Origin of the sequence: Halobacillus litoralis (assembly GCF_009856415.1) — a bacterium.
Classification (GTDB): domain Bacteria; phylum Bacillota; class Bacilli; order Bacillales; family Halobacillaceae; genus Halobacillus; species Halobacillus litoralis_C.
Genome location: NZ_WMEZ01000009.1, coordinates 72572 through 90688, shown reverse-complemented (window position 1 = coordinate 90688; position 18117 = coordinate 72572). Strand labels below are relative to the sequence as shown.

The following is an 18117-nucleotide window of genomic DNA, read 5'->3' as shown; positions in this document are numbered from 1 at the left end:
ATATAAGTAAGGAAGAATGAGAGAGAGGGTGACGTGTATCCAAGGTCTCTGATGGGTATAGTAACAGATAGATAACTTGGAAGAGGTGATACGATGTTTTATTCAGTGACGTTACAAAAAATAATTTTCCTTACAGGAATCGGTGTCATTATCGGTGCCATCATCGGTTTTTCTTCCGTTCTCGGATTCGGTCTTGATGGTTCTGTTTTTGTCCTTTCAATGTTCTTGAGTATCATAAGTGTGTATGCGACGGCCATGTACGCGGAACTCTATCATATCCGTGAAGCCATCAATAAACAAAACAAGAACCTTTAACGGGAATCATAGAAAAAAACTGTATAAGAGAATGGTTATGTATAAAACCCCTATAATCGCCATGGTCCAATAGGTGGCCTTCGTTATTTTTTTAAAGATCACGAAAAAAGTGGCGATGACCGCGGAAATGATAAAAACACTATAAAATATGTCCATCTCCTTTAACCCCTTTCTTGATTATTGTTGCTATTGTAATGGAAACGGAACAATTATGCGAGGAAGAGAAGAGAGTGAAATGTTTGAAGGTGAGTGGGTGGCTGCGGTTTATCTGCAGGTTGTAAAGGGAACAATGGAAGATAGTATCCAGAGAGGATGGGTGTTCCATGACCCTGTTTGATGGATTGTTTTTAGTAGTGACGGCTATTTGGCTGGCGGAATTTTTAATCTTTAGAAATGATCGGTCGGGAGAAAGCGGTTCTCATGAACGTCGCTCTTTTCTGCTGATCCTCGCGGCCGTGGTCGTGACGCTCGTATTTTCTCTCTTTATGCAGGAATGGGACATCGGGATTATTCATCATCGAGGAATCTGGTGGATGGGGTTGATGGTATATGCCATTGGAGTAGGCCTGAGATATTGGGGGATTCTCCACCTGAAAGATCAATTTACGCGCAATGTCTCAGTTCAAGAAGGAGACCGCCTTGTAAGTAGTGGTCCTTATCGTCTGCTCAGACACCCTCTTTATACAGGGCTTTTATTTATCATTATCGGGTTTTGTTCAGGACTCGGCAACCTGTACGCCGCCCTCATTTGTGGAATTTTCATGGCGATCGCATTACTACATAGAATTAAGCTCGAAGAAGCGATGCTCGTGAAGCAGCATGGGGACCGATACAGAGAATGGTGCCGCTCGAGGTACCGGCTGATTCCTTTTGTCTATTAATTTTGGAGGTGGATGGTTTGAAAAAGAAAACAGCGGTTGTAGTGGGAGCAGGTTTAGGTGGGATGTCAGCGGCAATTCGGTTATCGGCAGATGGGTATGATGTGAAAATCATTGAAAAGAACAGTAACATTGGCGGAAAACTGAACCGCAGGGAAGGGAAAGGGTTCACGTTTGATACTGGACCATCCATATTGACGATGCCATGGGTTCTGGAGCAGCTTTTTGAAAGTGTGCACCGTCGTCTTGAGGACTACATTACTGTAGAACGTGTCGAGCCGCAATGGCGTACATTTTTTGAAGATGGTACACAACTTGATGTAACAAGCGACCTGCCTAATATGCTGGAAGAGATGGCTAAGGTAACGGAACGGCCGAACCGAAAGCTGACAGACTTTTTGTCCTACAGTCAGGATATGTACGAGCTCTGTATGAAGAGTTTTTATAAATATAGTATCGAAGACTTGAAAGATCTGAAGAAGCATCATAAATTAAGTGAATTATTCCAGATGGATCCGATGAATACGGTAGCGAAAGCGACACACAAGCACTTTGATAATAAATATTTGGAACAGCTGTTCAATTATTTTGTAATGTATGTAGGCTCCAATCCTTATGCTACACCGGCTATTCTGAATCAGCTTGTCTATGTTCAGCTCGGACTTGGCATCCATTATGTTAAAGGCGGCATGTATAAAATTGCTGAGGGTATGGGGCGTCTTATGGAAGAACTGCGGATCGATGTGGAATTGAATACTCCGGTCCAGCGCTTTGTCGTTGATGGTGATCGTGTCATCGGTGTAGAGACGGCTGAGGGAACGGTTCACGAAGCGGATGTAGTTGTGTCCAACCTTGAGGTCATTCCGGCATACAGGAAGCTTGCCCCGCAAACATCCAAAGTGAAGAAAGAAACGAAAGCACTCGAGAAAAAATTCGATCCTACTGTATCAGGACTTGTGCTGTTACTTGGGACGGATCGCAAATTTGAGAATTTGAAGCATCATAACTTCCTTTTCTCTGAAGATCCGGAAAAAGAATTCAAACAGATCTTTGAAGAAGGGAAGCCGGCGGATGACCCGACCATTTATATCGGAATTTCGGCAAGGTCTGATGAAACACAAGCGCCTGAAGGGAAAGATAATCTTTTTGTACTTACGCACGTTCCGCCGCTTGAAAATAAAAAGCGTAAGCCAATTGACTGGGATGCTTATCGTGAAACGGTGTTGGATAAGTTAGAGCGTATGGGTATGGAAGGGTTGCGCGAGTCGATCGAGTTTGAGTATCGTTTTACTCCTGAAGATCTAGAAGCGTTGTATGGTCCTAATGGTGGATCTATCTATGGTATCGCGGCTGACCGTAAGTCCAATGGTGGGTTTAAGATACCTTCGAAGAGTCAAATTTATGATGGACTCTATTTTGTCGGTGGCTCTACTCACCCGGGTGGAGGTGTACCGATGGTCACATTGTCGGGACAGCTGACGGCCGACTTGATAAAAGAGAGAGAAACAGAACCTGTTCACCAGTAAAACAAAAGCTCAGCGCCGTCGAGGCACTGAGCTTTTGTTATGAGGAGTGGGAATTTATTTTGCGTTCCATTCATTTACTGTTTACCGGTGCAGAGGGAAGGGAATGGTTGAAAAATGCCATACTGAAGTTGAGTTGAAGGAGTTTTTTTATGAGCGACTGGATGATTTTTGCTCTGTTTTTTATTTCAGGAATCTTAACCTTTTTCATAGCCTCAAGGCTTGCGATTTTTGGGGATGCGGTGAAAGAGAAAACGAGAGCATCTTCTGCTTTCATGGGAGCGATCATTGGTATAGCCATCTCGCTTCCTGAATTAACCTCAAGTGTTACGGCGATTGTTATCGACAGTCCTGACTTGGCTGTTGGAAACTTGATTGGAAGCAATCTGTTTAACATCATGGGCCTTGCGATTTTTGACATTGTTTATCGGCGCTATCAAATATTGACGCATGCAACGGTGGAAAGTAAGTTGTACGGCTGGCTTGTGATTTTGATGACGCTTATCGTCATGGCCGGTTTGAGTTTGACCCTTCCTACCCATATTTTCCACATCAGTTATACGTCGATCGTTATTGTGCTCCTCTACTTTATTGGTTCCAAGTTCATCAATGACCGGACAGAATACAAGGGGAGAAAAGTGAAACGACAAAATGAACGATACAAGGAATATTCATACAAGCAGGTGCTTTGGCGCTTTATTTTATATGCTTTTCTAATCATGGTTATTGGCAGCGTTTTGACCATTACGGCTGAACGGATATCTGTCATAACGGGGATTGGTGCGTCCTTTATCGGTGCCTTCTTAGTTGCCATTAGTACGTCATTACCTGATGCTGTCAGTGTAGGGACGGCACTCAAACTCAGGAATTTCAATCTCGGAATCAGCTCGTTGCTCGGGAGCAATGCCTTCAACTTGATGATTCTTGCGATTACCGACTTTATCTATTTTAAAGGGAACCTTTTACAGGAATCGTCACCTGCAAACATGATCACAGGGGTGACGTCGATTTTGTTCATTCTATTAATCATCTACAGCATTACTCGTAAAAATGTTCGTGCGTGGAATTACTTGATTCCTTCCTTCTTGATTATTGTGAGTTATTTTGTCACGACGTATCTGGCGTTTCAAATGAAATGATGTGAGATCTCTCCTCGGAAAAAAGTGGAGTTGGTTACTAACCGGGAATTTTTGAACCCAGACACGCCTGGCATAGAAGGGAAGATAAGGAGTAAAAGGTGGGAGATCCGATGGAATGGCCGGAACGTTTAGTAAATGAAGCGAAAAAGAGGATGGAACCTTATGACGTAGAGGGGTTCGTTCTTGGCAAAGGGGACGATCGTGGTGAGATCATGATTGTCGGAGAAGCCCCTGGTGAAAATGAAGCGGTTAAAGGGGAGCCCTTTATTGGAAGGGCGGGCGATGAGCTGGACAAGCAGCTCGACTATCTCGGTTTGTCTAGAGAAGATGTTTACATTACGAGTGTTGTAAGGAGTCGGCCCTACAAATGGGTGAAGACGAACAAGAAGGGGATGGGAGGCAAGCGGAAAGCCAACCGCAAACCAAACCAAAAAGAAATTTATGCTCATGCCAAGCTGCTTGATTACCAAATTGAACAAATGAAACCCAGCCTCATTATCGCTCTTGGGGGAGTGGCGTATGAGCGGCTGACCGGTGACAAGGGAAAAATCAGTGATGTCGTCGGTAAAGCCATCCACACCCCTGTGCAGAGGGAAGAGAGAGGTGGGTATGTAGAGACTGAAGAAAAATATACCATCGTTCCCCTCTATCATCCGGCGGCCGTCTTTTATAATCCGAAAATCAAGGAAGATATCTATCGGTCTCTTGATCACTTGAAAGAATACCTGGAGCGTGAAGGGGATTGATTCCTCTTTTTCCTTTATTCTGTGGGTGAGTGTGAGTTTCTGTTAAGAAGAGAGCCACCCAAAGCGGTGGCTCTCCATCTCTGTGGGAAAAATAAAGGGATCAACTATCGTTCTTATGGTTTATCTGTACTTTTTCAAAGATAAAGTAGCCTTGTGTACTGGCCGTTGCAGACCCTAGGCCTGTGCTTCTCCAGCTACGGATAGCAATTCGGTTTTCATCTTCTTCTCCTTTGATTCTGTAAATTTTCGTTTCAGGGAGAAAAGCGGTCACGCTCTCTAATGCGTCAGACTCCTCGCCGGGGTTTTTGTGGTTGATGGTTCCGATGACTTCTCCGAGCTCCTTGGGTGTGACCCTCTTAGCCGTTTGGAAAAACTGCTCATCCTCATGAATGACGTACGTTTCCCTGACCATCATCGAGGTCTTCTGTTTTTGTGAGTTATCGGCTTTCACAAATGTAGAGGGTGGTTCTACAGCTGCTGTCTTCAGCTCGGGAATAGCGTCTTTGGTCATCAGTAAACTGGCTGTGTGCGGTGGTTGTTGGTTTTGAGAAAGTTGCCAACCTGTAAACAGGAGAATGGTTGCCGTGGGAATGAGGAGAGTCTTCATGCCCACGTGCGGTTGTTTAGGCGGCTTTTTTTTAGAAGATTGCAGAACCATTTTTTTCATGTGACGTTCATCAAAGGGAACTTGATCATATTTCACGTTCTGGTCTAGTTTTTTTAATTTGCGATCAATCAAATCACTCACTCTGGGAACTCCCTTCCGATGTTAACCGTTCTTGCAGTAGTTGGCGTGCGCGCCTTAACCGAGTCTTTATTGTATTCGGACTTGTATTCAGCACGTTCGCCAATTCATTGATGTCGAACTCTTCAAAGTAATATAAAATGATGATTTCTCTGTATTTATCTTCAAGCTTCAGCACATGAGCCAGCAGGGTTTCATCCTCATCCTGCTGTAGCACAAATTCTTCCGGAGTCTCCTTTGTTGAAGGGATGGATCGGAATAGCTCCGTTCCTTTTTTGACCACTCTTTTCATGTACGAACTTTTTAAGTGATCCTTACACAAGTTGATAGTAATTTTGTACAACCATGTTTTTATGGTTGATTCTTTTTTGAAACTGGCATATTTCTGGTATGCTTTAATAAATGTTTCTTGAGTAATATCTTCGGCAATCGCATAATCTTTTACATACGAATAAGCGAGCCATTTTAAATCATGGCCGTATTCTTGAATCCATTCTTCCAGCCGTTCCTCACCATGTTCATCGGGTTCATATGTAGATTGTGAGCGTTGGTTGCGTATCAATTTTTCCCACCTCATCTGTTTAGACGACACTCCCCGAGAATAAGTTTTTGTTTGGCTTGATTTCTTATGACTTTATCTATGTATTCGATAGATTTCACCGTTTTCCTTTTTAAAAAAAGAGGGAGGGTCGTGGGTGGATGAAAAATTCCTCGATCCTCTATGAATATCGGAGGCGTATGGAATGCAAAGACCTGGACGTTGGCTTGCTGTTGTAGGGTTTTTCTTGTGGTTGATATGGAAATTCTCCTTTTCTATTGAGTGGCTGGAATTTTCAATAGGTTTCAGTTTATTAGTCCTTGTTCCCCTTTTACTTGAAGAATCCGTTAAAGATTCCCGGGAAAATCGAGCGGATCATTGGTTGTGGCAGTGTCTTGTATGTTTGCTTCCCTTTTCCATATCAGGTGCCCTTTCTTTATCCATGCAGGGAGGGTGGGAAGCGGCAGCTTGGGGTTTGATTTGGTTTATTTATACATTGTCTGTAGCAGTTGGAGGGATCTGGCGTTTTCGGTCGCGTGAAGGGGCGAGGGTGGAAGAGTTGAGCATTGATGCCGGCTTTCTATATTTAGCCTTCGCTGGTCTTTTCCTCTTCTTCTCCCGTATCCCTATAAAAAATTTTGGTGGGTTATCGATAAGGGAATGGCTGGTTTTAGCTTTGTTTTTTCATGGGGTCGTCTTTTTGTTAGCGGTGATTACCGGGTTCTTTGGTCGATATCGAAAAGAGATGGCAATAAAGCCGAAAAATCAAATTGATCGTCCTTATCGTTTTTTAGTGATTACGGTTCTTATTAGTCCAGTCATTGGTTTCTTCAGCCTCTTGTATGGAACGGAAGCCATCATTCTTTCTGTGGTCACCTTTTCATTTTTGCTTGTTTGGATGTGCCTTTGGTGGTTTTGGTTATCGGTTGAGTTTAAGCCGTGGGTACAGACGGCATTGATTTTGACGAGTCTGATGGGGTTCAGTATCGTTGGTAGTGCGTTGTGGAAGGGATTGAGTATCGGTCGTTTAAGTAGTGTGGGGATGCTTGCGACCATTCCACCGTATGGATTCTTTTCTGCCTTACTCTTTTCGTGGCTGGTTGTTTTTGCGTGGCGGGGTGTAAATAAATCCCAACGAGTCATCCAAGATAATGATTAGTGGGGTGGAAAATGTTTCACGTGGAACTTGACCCATCCTGTCGATTTTTGCTGGATTCTACGCTGGAGAATAGCGGAAGCTTCCTCTTCAGTTATCATGGATTTATGCTATAATAAAAGTGAAACGGCGACAGCTGCAACTGTCGCCAGATACCGTTCGCTTGGAATGGTTTTGACCTTCACTTCTTGTGGGGGTCTATTTTTTATTCATTTTTATGATAAGCGCAAGGAGCGTAATGATGAACGTTCCGAACGCCAACATAATCATAAGAGATTCATATGTGCTCATCGATGGCCTCACACCCTTTCTACCACAGTCTTTTTCTTCAAATAGAGAACGGTATCTATCTACAAGGATACCATATTTTGCGAAAAATAAGAACGTGTGTTCGTAAAATAGACAGAAGGAACTAAAAACTCCAGCTCATCTCTAAGGAGAGCCGGAGTTTTTTATATGATTAACCTTGGGTTAATAGGGGGACCAAGGTGAATCCACTGAAGACTTTATTGTGCTGTTTTTGTTTCTTTCGGTGTTTTTGTTTCAGTATTCAGGCTATCAAGTCGGTGGAGCAACCCGACACCAAAATCGCCATCGACACTTGGATTGAGGTTCTCGTTGAAAATGCCGCGGCTTGTTTCATAAGCCTGGGATCCATGTTCAGAGAAGTCGAGGCCGGAAATTTCCTCTTGTCTTGAAACGCGGATACCGACTGTACTTTTTACGATGAAGACAACAGCTGCGGTTGTTAGCATCGTCCATGCAATGACAGATAGGACTCCGATCGCCTGAATGCCTAGAAGGCTTGCGCCACCACCGTAGAAGAGACCACCTTCAACGGCGAAAAGACCGACCGCAATCGTACCCCAAATACCGCAAATGCCGTGAACAGCGATAGCGCCGACGGGATCATCAATTCGTACGACTCGATCTAGAAACTGAACGGCTTCTACTAATATAATACCGGCGATCAACCCGATGGCTAGAGCACCAGCTAAGGAAACATTGGCTGTTCCTGCTGTGATCCCTACTAAACCTGCGAGAGCGCCATTCAACGTAAGAGAAGCGTCAATGCGTGTGAACTTAGCGTAAGAATAAAAGGCAGAGCTTATAATACCTGCTGATGCAGACAAAAGCGTGGTTGCGATAACGGATGGAACAAGAGACGGATCGGCAGCCAGCGTACTTCCGCCGTTAAATCCGAACCAGCCGAACCAAAGGATGAAGACACCAAGAGCGCCTAAAGGAATGTTATGACCGGGGATGACATTTACTTTTTTACCACTGTATTTACCGAGGCGTGGCCCTAAGAACAGGACCGTGACGATGGCACCAAGTGCACCTGTTAAGTGGACGACAGTTGAACCGGCAAAATCAACAAATCCGAGCTCGGAAAGCCACCCTCCACCCCAAACCCAGTGACCGACGACAGGGTAAATGAAGCCTGTCATAACTACAGTAAGGAGAAGGTAGGAGCCTAGTTTCATACGTTCCGCGACAGCACCGGAAATGATTGTTGCACACGTAGCTGCGAATACGGCTTGGAACACGAAGAAACCAATTTGGTCTTCTTGACCGCTTAAGAGGAAACCATCCATACCGATGATCCCGCCGCCGGAGGTACCAAACATAATGCCGTAACCGACAACAAAATAAAGAACGGCTGCGATGGACATCGTCATAAAGTTCTTCATCAGGATGTTCAGTGCATTTTTGGAGCGAGTGAACCCGGATTCGACCATGGCGAAGCCTGCGTGCATGAAGAAGACTAAGAAAGCGGCAATCATGACCCATACCATATCGACGGATTGCAAAATAGATTCTGCGGAAATCGCTGTTTCAGCGCTTGCCACGACTGGGAATCCTAGGAGAGCAAATAAGAACAAAGGAACGACTTTTCTCATAAATAAATTCTTCCTTTCGAAATAAAGTATTAGATTAGTGCTTGCTTGCCGGTTTCTCCTGTTCGGATGCGGAACACTTCATCAATCGTAGAAACGAAAATCTTCCCGTCACCTACCTCATCGGTAGCGCAAGTGTTAATGATGACATCAATCACTGATCCTAGTTCACTGTTCTCCACAACCATTTCTACTTTTACCTTTGGATAGAGCTTGATTTCAAACCGACTGCCTCTGAAGATGCCTTCCTGACCTTTTTGTTGACCACACCCGGCAACTTCTGACACTGTCAATCCTTTCACACCCAGTTCATCAAGGCTCTGCCTTAAATCCTGGAATGCTTCAGGTCGGATGATTGCCTCCACTTTTTTCATGACTATAGTCCTCCTTTTTACATTGTGTAAGGTTTCCTGACACAATGAGTGAGTAATTAAATCTAACTATAAAATAAATATTCTGAAAAATCAATACACTTTTCTGCTTTATGTTAGAAAAGTTGACATAAAACGCTTTCTTGTATAAAAAGCAAGACCAGGTCATCCATATTCTGGATGACCTGGTCAGGTAATAGTTGGTATATACCTACATTAAAGGTCGTCGAAGCCGTTGGTTTCGGATACTTTGGTGTACTGACGTGATTTTTGTTCGAAGAAGTCAGATTTTCCTTCATCGACCTCCTGATAAGCCCGAATCCATTTTAATGGATTTTCTGTGTAGGATGGGAACGGCTTTTCTGCACCAAGGAGGCGGCAGCGTTTGTTGGCGATGTAACAGATATAGTCTTCGAGATCTTGAATTGGGATCCCTGGGAATTGGTTGCCGATCAGGTGATTCGCCCATTTGATTTCGAGATCAGCCGCTTGTTTGAACGTTTCAGTCACGAACGTCCGGTAGTAATCGTGGTCCAACTCAGGGTTTTCATGTAACGTTTCGTTAAAGATATGCCCGAACAGGCTGATATGAATTTGCTCATCACGGTTGATATAGTTGATCATCGTACTTGTGGAGACCATCTTCTGATTCCTCGCTAGATTATAGAAAAAGGCGAAACCGGCATAGAAGAAGAGGCCCTCAAGAACGACATCATACACGATTGACTTGAGGAAGCTGTCCACAGAAGGATCATCAGCGAATGATTGATAGCCATCGGTAATAAAGGTATTGCGTTCTTTGAGTACTTCATCATGTTTCCAGTAATCAAATATCTTTTCCTGTTCTCCTTGATCGACGAGTGTGGACAGAACATAAGAGTAAGATTGATTATGGACGACTTCCTGAAAGGCGAGCACCTGCATTAAGGCAGAGAGACTCGAGTCGGTTAAGTAGTCCGCGATTTTTCCTGAATAATCGGTTTGTATAGAATCCAAAAAAGCGAGCAGACCGATAATCTTTTTGAATGCAGTTTGTTCTTGCTCTGAAAGCTCCGGCCACTGCTTCAGGTCGTTGCTCATGTTAATTTCATTGGGTATCCAGAAATTTGCAAGCATGGTTTTATACATCGGGTATGCCCAAGGATAGCGGGTATCATCCCAATTTAAGATATTCGAACTTTTACCGTTGATCACGCCTGTCGAGGCATTTGGTGCTTCATAATCGACGAGTTTTCTTTTTTGTAACGATGCAGTCATAGTGGACGTCCTCCTTTTTTATGATGAACAGACTTCACATTCGTCAAATTCTCCCTGACTGGATGTTGACCGCGTATAGTAGGTCGTTTTCAGTCGGTGTTTCCATGCGGATAAATGTAAATCCAACAACTCTTTCGCCTGGATGTTATTCCGTACATACAGGTTAAATGAGACGGATTGATCGATATATTTCTGCCTGATGCTGTTTTGCCTGATGGATGCGTGTTGGTCGACATCGTAGGCGGATGGATAATACCCATAGGTTTCATGGGTTAAATCAGGTGCGGTGACTGGAATCTTGTAATCTTTCTTCTCTTCGGAATAAAACTTTTTGAAAATCGGATCAATACTGGCCGTACTTCCAGCGATGAGAGATGTGCTTGAGTTCGGTGCTACAGCCATCAAATATCCATTTCTCATTCCATTCTTGGAAACCTTGTCTTGCAAGGCTTTCCAGTTCCATGTGCCCTCTTGGTCAAACGTTCGTTTAATGAAAAATTCCCCTGTCTGCCAGTCTGACCCTTCGAATAGAGGGTAACACCCTTTTTCAGCAGCCAAATCAGCGCTTGCTTCAATAGCATGATAGGCAACAGCTTCATACACTTCCTGTGTATAGTTGAGTGCTTCCTCGGATTCCCAGGCAATCTTCTTCTTGGCAAGAAGGTGGGCCCATCCAAAAGTGCCCAGTCCAACACCACGGTAAGATTGGTTCGTGAGCTGTGCTTGTAAAACGGGAATGGTATTTCGGTCGATGACGTTATCGAGCATACGAACTTGAATGGAAATCAAGCGCTTCAGGACGCCCTGCGTGACGGCGCGACCGAGGTTAATGCTCGAAAGGTTACAGACCACAAAATCTCCAGGTGTCTTCACAGAAATGATTTTACCGTCTTCCACGTATTGTTCATCCTGGATGGTCGGCTTCTGGTTCTGGGTGATTTCTGTACAAAGATTGCTGCAATAAACCATACCTGCGTGGTTGTTTGGATTCATGCGGTTGACTTCATCCCTGTAAAACATATACGGCGTCCCTGTTTCAAGCTGACCAATCATGATGCGCTTCATAATTTCAATCGCCGGCACTTTCTCTTTCGAAAGGTCGGGATGGGCGACACAGGCGGCATATTTCTCTCGGAAGGACCCAGCCCCCTTTGTTTCATCAAAGGAGTCTTCCAGTGAGTAGCCCATCACGGTGCGAACTTCATGAGGGTCGAACAAGTACCAATCGTCGCGGGCTTCTACGGCCTCCATAAACAGGTCAGGAATGGACACCCCAGTGAAAAGGTCGTGAGTTCGCTGGCGTTCGTCTCCATTATTCAACCGGCTGTCCAGGAAAGGGAAGATGTCTTTATGCCATACATCTAAGTAGACAGCAACTGCTCCCTGGCGCTGCCCCAGTTGATCCACGCTGACCGCTGTGTTGTTCAGTTGTTTCATCCATGGGAGGATTCCTGACGAGACGCCCTTGAATCCACGGATGTCGCTGCCGCGGCTTCTGATCTTACCTAAGTAAACACCGATTCCCCCTCCGTGCTTACTCAGGTTGGCGATATCTGTATTGCTGTCATAGATGGACTGTAAGGAATCGTCGATGGTGTCGATGAAACACGAGCTCAGCTGTCCATATCGTTTGCCTGCATTCGCGAGGGTAGGGGTAGCGACTGTCATATACAGGTGACTCAGCGCCCAATAGGCTTCTTTGACAAGGGGAAGGCGCTTGGATGCTTTTTCTTCCGCCATCAACACCATGGCAATGATCATGAAACGTTCCTGGGGAAGTTCATAAATTTCCTTCGCTTTGCTTTTTGCAAGATAGCGGTCGCTTAACGTCTTCAAACCAATATAGGTGAAGAGCTGATCGCGATCAGGTACGATAGATTCCTCTAATTCTCCTATTTCCTTCTTCGTGTAGTATGTAAGGAGCTTCCTGCTGTAGATGTTCTTTTCAATTAATGTTTGCATCAGTCCGTAGAAATCCTCATAAGGTCCGGGTGTGGATCGGTTATGAGCGGACTTTTCATACATGTCTTCCAGGTGAATGCGACTCGCTACATACGTCCAATCTGGGTTTGTTTCATCGATCTCGGCCAGACACTCTAATATGAATGCGTGTTTGTCATTCTTAAGGCTGGGGGACTTTTCGATAAGTTGTTCTAAATTTAAATGAGGGAAGTCTGCTTTCCACTGTTGAATTCTCTCTTGCCAGGACGTGTTTTTTGTTATGGTTTCCATTCTTTATCACTCCTTGAAAATGAAGGTGTACGTTCATGAATAATCAGGGTCGGAAAAATAAAAAAATCCGCTCAACGAAAATTGAGCGGATGAAACCATGAAACGAAGAGAAGACAGGAAGCCTTCGTTCCATCGCTTCATCTTCTCAATCCCCGAAGAAGTTGAAACTACAACGAACGAAGACAGGTCTCCTGGCTGACACTCGATCTTACTCTGGTCCTTCCCGTGCAAAGCACAGTGGAATGTCCATTTCGCGAGTGATGACAGTTGCGGGGGCAGCTCCGGATTTGAACCGGATTCCCTATTAAGCCTTGTGGCATCTTCTGTTCGTAGATACTATATATAGTGTTTATTTTTATATTAATTAGCTTATATTGTGTTTCTATCATAACGCTGAAGGAAGAATCATGCAACTATTTTTTATCCAGCTTCGACAAGAATAGGGCTATCATGTCTTTTGTGTTCCGATATAATGGAGGGTAGGAAATATATTTGAAAGGGATGAGGATGTGGCACAAACATTTAATTGGCATAAGGAAGCGGAAAAGCAATGGAATGATCGTGCAGAAATGTGGAATTCAAAAAGTCGGGAGATGTGGGACGACGGGAGCAGATGTACAATCATCCCTTTTCTGACCAAGCATATTACGAAAGGAAAGGTCGCTGATCTTGGATGCGGAGATGGTTATGGGTCGTATCTGCTTTACAAAGCGGGCTTTGATGTTACTGGACTCGATTTGTCAGAGGACATGGTCGCGCGCGCGAATGAACGAGTGAATGGTGAGCGAATCTCATTTGTTCAAGGAGATCTGACAGACCTGCCCTTTAAGGATGAATCTTTTGACGCGGCGATGGCGATTAATTCATTGGAATGGACGGAAGTTCCGTACAAGGGCCTGGAAGAGATGAAACGTATCTTGAAACCAGGAGGCCGCTTATGTGTCGGACTACTCGGGCCTACAGCGATGCCACGCATCAATAGTTACCGAAGGGTTTACGGAGAAGAAGTCATTTGTAATACGATGATGCCATGGGAACTTCAAAAAATGGCAGAAGAAACTGGCTGGACCTGTGTAGATGGGCAGGGAGTGTACAAACGTGGAGTAAAAGACCATCATGTCGCGGAACTGGACGAAGAATTAAAACAAGCCTTAACCTTCATGTGGATCTTTATCTTTGAAAAACAATAACCAAACAAAAAGCACCCAGTATGGGGTGCTTTTTGTTTGGGAATAAATGTATGACCTGGTACACCTGATAAATACACAAATGTAAATAAATGTATGACCAGGTCCATTCATTATTCTCCTTCCTCGGTCCAGAGGAATTCTTTCAGTAATTGGTCGACTTCTTTTAGTTCGTGTAAGCCGGAATGTGTGGCCAGTGGGTTGTAGAGGCGCTTTTCCTCATACTGCCCAAAGGGTACGATTTCTTCTAATCCACTCACGCTTGAGGCGTGGACAAGGCCGTCCCAATGCTCGGCTTCACGATCATCTCTGTTGATGACACCAGCTACAGCGAATACTTCCACATCATTCGGGAACTGATCTTTGTTTTGCACCATCTGCTTTAAGGCTTCAGAATTCGGCCGCAGGTCAGTTGTTGCGGCTCCGTAGTTGGATGCAAAGTAGCTTTCTTTTTCAATGCCTTTAAAGGGACTTGCAATGACTGACAGTTTCTCTACTCGAGGAACAGAATAGTGGTGATCGCTCAGCAGGTAATTGACCGATGCGAGACCTCCCATTGAGTGGCCGACCAGGTTGACCTGTTGGATATTGTAATCGGCTTTTAACCGCCGCATGATTTCAGAAAGCCAATGGGTCTGGTTATAGATGCTGGCACGATTGTTTTCAAACAATACTTGGATGAATGGGTTGTGGGTTTCTGCAAAGCCACCTCGAATCGTGACATGTCCACGGCTGGATACATAAACGGTCATATGTTTCTGTCCCCATTGTAAGTTTTGCATCCGGTCCATCATAGTTTCGAAGCTTCGCGGTCCGCCTTTGAAGCCGTGCACGAACAAGGTGGGGACAAGGTCTTCGCGGTCCACGGGTTCAGAACTTCCGGGTCTAGAGTTGATCATAAAAAAGAGCAGGCCGATCAGAAGGGAGCCCATCAAGATCGGCGCCCATTTTTTCCATAGCATAACGTTTTCCTCCTGAAAAACAGATCTATGAATAGTGTAACGGGAAACGCGTGTCACTTCCTGGTATATTTATGAAAAAAGAATGACAATGTGTCGAAGATATCATTAGCATACCCGGATCTGTCAATGGGCATCGAAGGGTTTATCTCCCATTTTTCGGGGAAAACTGAAATTGTAAAACGATTGGATTACGGAAAGGAGCTTTCCATTGAATCAAGAAGAATTGAAAAAGAAGATCCACGAAGTCATGGAGCAGCATAAAGTTGGAACGCTTGCCACAGTAAAGGATAATAAACCCCATTCGCGTTATATGACGTTTTGGAATGATGATGAATTCACATTCTACACACCGACAAACAGAGAAACACATAAAGCGGATGAAATCGAAGCGAACCCGCATGTCCATATTCTTCTCGGGTACGAAGGGGAAGGCTATGGGGATTCGTATTTAGAAGTTGAAGGCCAGGCAAAGATCCGAGAAGACCAGGAGATCAAAGATAAATTATGGAATGATCATATGGATCGCTGGTTTGATGGCAAGGATGACCCGGAATATGTGGTTCTTGAAATTCTTCCGGAAAATATACGCTATATGAATCAAGGACAGGAAACGCCTGAACGTCTTGATATGTAATAGCAAAGAGTGGTCAGCTGTTAACAGCTGACCACTTTTTTTATTGAAGGGAACAAGGTTCGTCCTCATATTCGATTTCCAAAGTGATGTGCTCGAGTGAAATGGGGTGTAAAATTTCTTTGACCTCCTCTTTCACTTTGCATATCTCTTCCTTTGTCGCTTCCGCACGCACAACAATGTGAGTGGAAAAGGCATGATTTTCTCCATCCATGGACCAGAGATGAGTGTGATGAGTGGACTGGACCTCACTCAAATCGTTGATCTCTCTTGAAAGACTCTCAAGGTCAACCCCTGATGGTACACCTTCCAGAAAGAGACGCATCGTCTGGATGAGGTTTTTCACCACATTATATAAGATGAACAAGGTAATCCCAATGGAAGCGATCGGATCCAAAATCGGCACATCAAAAAACAGCATCACAATACTGACACCAAGGACGGCTACCCAGCCAAGGACATCTTCGAGTAGGTGCCAGGTCATGACCTTCTGGTTCATAGAATCTCCGCCTTTAAGCCGGAACACGGCTGCACCGTTAACAAGAATCCCTAAGATGGAAAGAGCGATCATTCCTCCCGCATTCGGCTGCTCGGGGTTCAAGAGGCGAGGTACGGCCTCTGTCAAAATGAAAACGGAACCGACAATCAGGACCACGCTGTTGATTAAGGCGGCTAAAAGAGAAAAGCGCCGATATCCGAAGGAAAAATGATCCGATTGTTCTTTTCGGGAAAACTTCTGTAAAAACCAGGCGAGACCGAGAGAAAGAGAGTCCCCGAGGTCATGTAAAGCGTCGGAAAGAATCGCCATACTATTGGTTAGTAATCCTCCGATCAACTCGATAATGGTAAAAAAGAAATTCAGGAAAAAGGCGGTCTTGATTTTACCAGTCGTTGAATCGATGTGATGGTGGTGATGATGATGTCCCATAGTTCTCACCTCCTCTTTTAATATATGATTATATGCTCATATATATAACATATGAAAAATGAAGAGTATTGTCAATCCTTTTAGGTTTTACCTCCATTGGGATGACTATGACTCTCCATTAGATTTTTCGTCGCTCATGATTAGAACATGGTTTCTGTACATTTCTCAATGCTTTGATTTTAATCGATCGGATAGAACCTCCGGTGGATGGAGTAATAATCGAGCTTGTTGCCTGTCACTTTTGATAATCTCTCCAGTGCCTCCAACAGGAAGGTTTTGTCCAACTGGTAGATGACTTCTGTTTCGATATGGTCGATGGTGTTGCATGCGAATTCCCACAGCATTTGGTGCTTAGAGCTGTCGATCGATTCGGCAACCATCGCAATGGAATCAACGAGCTCCGTGATAATCAGGTGATTGTCACGAGCGTAGTGCCGAATAAAGCCAAATCCTCGGTAAATGTAGGACTCAAAGGATTCGGAAAGAAGAATCACTCGGACCTGTTCATCGTTGTCCATCAAGTAAGGAGTGAATGTAATGTAATCCTCCACGGTGAGCATCAATTCGGCCATCTGGTGGATGGTGTTGGTTGCGGTTTTCGGGTCGTTGTTTCCGAGAGATTTAATCGCAATTTCACCGAGTTTGTGCATCCCCATTTGGATGTCCTGCAGTTCTGTTTCTTTGTAATCAATAATGATCATCTTACAATATTTTGCTTCATCAATGTTTTCAGCCCCAGGCCCCCAGTAGCTGATCAACTTGTTGTTTTTCAAAATATAATCGCCTACTTGGGCATGAAATTGAATGATGATGTCATCTTTTCTTGCTTCCTCGATCATCTTCCTATAATCGACGAGTTGAATGTATCCAGATTTAATGGCCCCGATGGGTTGCGCTTTCGAGCGTTTCGCTTCCATCAAGTCTCCCGGTTCTTCCGTGCGGTACTGTTCAAGGTCTTTCCTTAGGGTCTGGTTGATGATTTTCTCGGATGAGTGTTTCATCGTATCAGTGATGTTGTGCACTTGCATCCAAGTTGTCGCATGGTTGATAAAGTAAATGAATGTAACGGAAGACGTGAAGGCAAGGAAGATGGTGACAATCGGAACAGCTACGAAAAATTCATGCCTTGTGTTTCCGATAAATAGGAAGACGAGTAGGACGTAGACAAAATTTCCATTGAATATCCCAAGGGCGTGCTGGGTCCTGCGGTCTGCGACAAAGTTGAGGAGCATCCTTGGTGAGAACTGGCCACTGAATGTCGTCAAAACGACGAGCAAGGAGTTCAATGTAAAAGCGCTCAGTGTCAGAATACCACCGATGAGTGTACTGACCAGCATTCGGGTGATTTCTGCATTGATACGGAAAAATTCAAACGTGTATTGTTCGATTTGAAAAACGATATCCAATAACAGGGTGACAACAACGAAAAATATGGACAATAAAATATAATAAAAAGGCATGTACCATAAGGTCATCTGCATTTCATGCTTACGCTGCCGTCTAGACATTTTTATATACTTCTGTAAAGAGACGGGTAACATCTTTAAGAACATAGGGCTCCTCCTTTCCTACTAAGAATTGTAATCGTAGTTTCCCCCTTGTCCGGAT

18 protein-coding genes and 1 riboswitch are annotated in these 18117 nt (G+C 44.3%); of the genes, 8 read left to right on the top strand and 10 right to left on the bottom strand.

The window, feature by feature from the left end; translation table 11 throughout:
- Positions 1-93 precede the first annotated feature (93 nt).
- The 5 genes from GLV98_RS17670 (at position 94) to GLV98_RS17650 (ending at position 4601) form a co-directional block, all read left to right on the top strand.
- On the top strand, positions 94-315 hold the full coding sequence (locus tag GLV98_RS17670) for a hypothetical protein (RefSeq protein WP_146818422.1): 222 nt from the start codon (positions 94-96) through the stop codon (positions 313-315).
- 323 nt (positions 316-638) lie between these two features.
- Positions 639-1196, top strand: coding sequence for a methyltransferase family protein (locus GLV98_RS17665; RefSeq protein WP_160917367.1), 558 nt, complete (start codon positions 639-641; stop codon positions 1194-1196).
- A 17-nt stretch (positions 1197-1213) separates the two neighbouring features.
- Positions 1214-2719, top strand: coding sequence for a phytoene desaturase family protein (locus tag GLV98_RS17660; protein WP_202410122.1), 1506 nt, complete (start codon positions 1214-1216; stop codon positions 2717-2719).
- 149 nt (positions 2720-2868) lie between these two features.
- Positions 2869-3855, top strand: coding sequence for a sodium:calcium antiporter (locus tag GLV98_RS17655; protein WP_160917365.1), 987 nt, complete (start codon positions 2869-2871; stop codon positions 3853-3855).
- 98 nt (positions 3856-3953) lie between these two features.
- Positions 3954-4601 (top strand): uracil-DNA glycosylase, encoded by a 648-nt coding sequence (locus GLV98_RS17650; RefSeq protein WP_337193772.1) that lies wholly within the window; start codon positions 3954-3956, stop codon positions 4599-4601.
- A 100-nt stretch (positions 4602-4701) separates the two neighbouring features.
- On the opposite strand, the gene GLV98_RS17645 is transcribed toward GLV98_RS17650, so the two are convergent.
- Entirely contained in the window at positions 4702-5349 is a 648-nt protein-coding gene (locus GLV98_RS17645; RefSeq protein ID WP_160917364.1) for a hypothetical protein, read from the bottom strand.
- Positions 5342-5908: a sigma-70 family RNA polymerase sigma factor gene (locus tag GLV98_RS17640; protein ID WP_202410121.1), complete on the bottom strand. Its 567-nt coding sequence runs from the start codon at positions 5906-5908 to the stop codon at positions 5342-5344. Before GLV98_RS17640 ends, GLV98_RS17645 begins: the two co-directional genes overlap by 8 nt.
- A gap of 181 nt (positions 5909-6089) precedes the next feature.
- On the opposite strand from GLV98_RS17640, the gene GLV98_RS17635 reads away from it, so the two are divergent.
- A complete protein-coding gene (locus GLV98_RS17635; RefSeq protein WP_160917362.1) occupies positions 6090-7043 on the top strand; it encodes a YndJ family transporter in 954 nt (317 codons plus the stop codon).
- 195 nt (positions 7044-7238) lie between these two features.
- Here the strand turns inward: GLV98_RS17635 and GLV98_RS17630 are convergent, their stop codons facing one another.
- The 5 genes from GLV98_RS17630 to GLV98_RS17610 form a co-directional block, all read right to left on the bottom strand.
- Positions 7239-7331 (bottom strand): putative holin-like toxin, encoded by a 93-nt coding sequence (locus GLV98_RS17630; protein ID WP_160917361.1) that lies wholly within the window; start codon positions 7329-7331, stop codon positions 7239-7241.
- A gap of 215 nt (positions 7332-7546) precedes the next feature.
- Entirely contained in the window at positions 7547-8944 is a 1398-nt protein-coding gene (locus GLV98_RS17625) for an ammonium transporter (protein WP_160917360.1), read from the bottom strand.
- A 29-nt stretch (positions 8945-8973) separates the two neighbouring features.
- On the bottom strand, positions 8974-9315 hold the full coding sequence (locus GLV98_RS17620; protein ID WP_089654735.1) for a P-II family nitrogen regulator: 342 nt from the start codon (positions 9313-9315) through the stop codon (positions 8974-8976).
- 213 nt (positions 9316-9528) lie between these two features.
- Positions 9529-10569 (bottom strand): ribonucleotide-diphosphate reductase subunit beta, encoded by a 1041-nt coding sequence (locus GLV98_RS17615; protein ID WP_160917359.1) that lies wholly within the window; start codon positions 10567-10569, stop codon positions 9529-9531.
- Positions 10570-10587: 18 nt separating this feature from the next.
- Positions 10588-12801, bottom strand: coding sequence for a ribonucleoside-diphosphate reductase subunit alpha (locus GLV98_RS17610; protein WP_160917358.1), 2214 nt, complete (start codon positions 12799-12801; stop codon positions 10588-10590).
- Positions 12802-12966: 165 nt separating this feature from the next.
- A riboswitch (cobalamin riboswitch) is annotated at positions 12967-13140 on the bottom strand.
- A 230-nt stretch (positions 13141-13370) separates the two neighbouring features.
- On the opposite strand from GLV98_RS17610, the gene GLV98_RS17605 reads away from it, so the two are divergent.
- Positions 13371-13991, top strand: coding sequence for a class I SAM-dependent methyltransferase (locus GLV98_RS17605; RefSeq protein WP_160917401.1), 621 nt, complete (start codon positions 13371-13373; stop codon positions 13989-13991).
- Positions 13992-14101: 110 nt separating this feature from the next.
- Here the strand turns inward: GLV98_RS17605 and GLV98_RS17600 are convergent, their stop codons facing one another.
- Complete coding sequence (locus GLV98_RS17600; protein WP_160917357.1) at positions 14102-14950, bottom strand: alpha/beta fold hydrolase; 849 nt, start codon at positions 14948-14950, stop codon at positions 14102-14104.
- Positions 14951-15158: 208 nt separating this feature from the next.
- On the opposite strand from GLV98_RS17600, the gene GLV98_RS17595 reads away from it, so the two are divergent.
- Positions 15159-15584, top strand: coding sequence for a pyridoxamine 5'-phosphate oxidase family protein (locus GLV98_RS17595; RefSeq protein ID WP_160917356.1), 426 nt, complete (start codon positions 15159-15161; stop codon positions 15582-15584).
- Positions 15585-15624: 40 nt separating this feature from the next.
- Here the strand turns inward: GLV98_RS17595 and GLV98_RS17590 are convergent, their stop codons facing one another.
- Together GLV98_RS17590 and GLV98_RS17585 are read right to left on the bottom strand one after the other, a co-directional pair.
- Positions 15625-16509, bottom strand: a complete 885-nt coding sequence (locus GLV98_RS17590) for a cation diffusion facilitator family transporter (protein WP_160917355.1) — start codon at positions 16507-16509, stop codon at positions 15625-15627.
- Positions 16510-16688: 179 nt separating this feature from the next.
- Complete coding sequence (locus tag GLV98_RS17585; protein WP_160917354.1) at positions 16689-18062, bottom strand: DUF2254 domain-containing protein; 1374 nt, start codon at positions 18060-18062, stop codon at positions 16689-16691.
- Positions 18063-18117 lie beyond the last annotated feature (55 nt).

What these genes read in the sequence shown, in the direction of transcription:
- GLV98_RS17670 (WP_146818422.1), top strand. Translation starts at nt 94, where the DNA reads ATGTTTTATTCAGTGACGTTACAAAAAATAATTTTCCTTACAGGAATC.
- GLV98_RS17665 (WP_160917367.1), top strand. Translation starts at nt 639, where the DNA reads ATGACCCTGTTTGATGGATTGTTTTTAGTAGTGACGGCTATTTGGCTG.
- GLV98_RS17655 (WP_160917365.1), top strand. Translation starts at nt 2,869, where the DNA reads ATGAGCGACTGGATGATTTTTGCTCTGTTTTTTATTTCAGGAATCTTA.
- GLV98_RS17635 (WP_160917362.1), top strand. Translation starts at nt 6,090, where the DNA reads ATGCAAAGACCTGGACGTTGGCTTGCTGTTGTAGGGTTTTTCTTGTGG.
- GLV98_RS17630 (WP_160917361.1), bottom strand. Translation starts at nt 7,331, where the DNA reads ATGAGCACATATGAATCTCTTATGATTATGTTGGCGTTCGGAACGTTC.
- GLV98_RS17625 (WP_160917360.1), bottom strand. Translation starts at nt 8,944, where the DNA reads ATGAGAAAAGTCGTTCCTTTGTTCTTATTTGCTCTCCTAGGATTCCCA.
- GLV98_RS17620 (WP_089654735.1), bottom strand. Translation starts at nt 9,315, where the DNA reads ATGAAAAAAGTGGAGGCAATCATCCGACCTGAAGCATTCCAGGATTTA.
- GLV98_RS17615 (WP_160917359.1), bottom strand. Translation starts at nt 10,569, where the DNA reads ATGACTGCATCGTTACAAAAAAGAAAACTCGTCGATTATGAAGCACCA.
- GLV98_RS17610 (WP_160917358.1), bottom strand. Translation starts at nt 12,801, where the DNA reads ATGGAAACCATAACAAAAAACACGTCCTGGCAAGAGAGAATTCAACAG.
- GLV98_RS17605 (WP_160917401.1), top strand. Translation starts at nt 13,371, where the DNA reads ATGTGGAATTCAAAAAGTCGGGAGATGTGGGACGACGGGAGCAGATGT.
- GLV98_RS17600 (WP_160917357.1), bottom strand. Translation starts at nt 14,950, where the DNA reads ATGCTATGGAAAAAATGGGCGCCGATCTTGATGGGCTCCCTTCTGATC.
- GLV98_RS17590 (WP_160917355.1), bottom strand. Translation starts at nt 16,509, where the DNA reads ATGGGACATCATCATCACCACCATCACATCGATTCAACGACTGGTAAA.
- GLV98_RS17585 (WP_160917354.1), bottom strand. Translation starts at nt 18,062, where the DNA reads ATGTTCTTAAAGATGTTACCCGTCTCTTTACAGAAGTATATAAAAATG.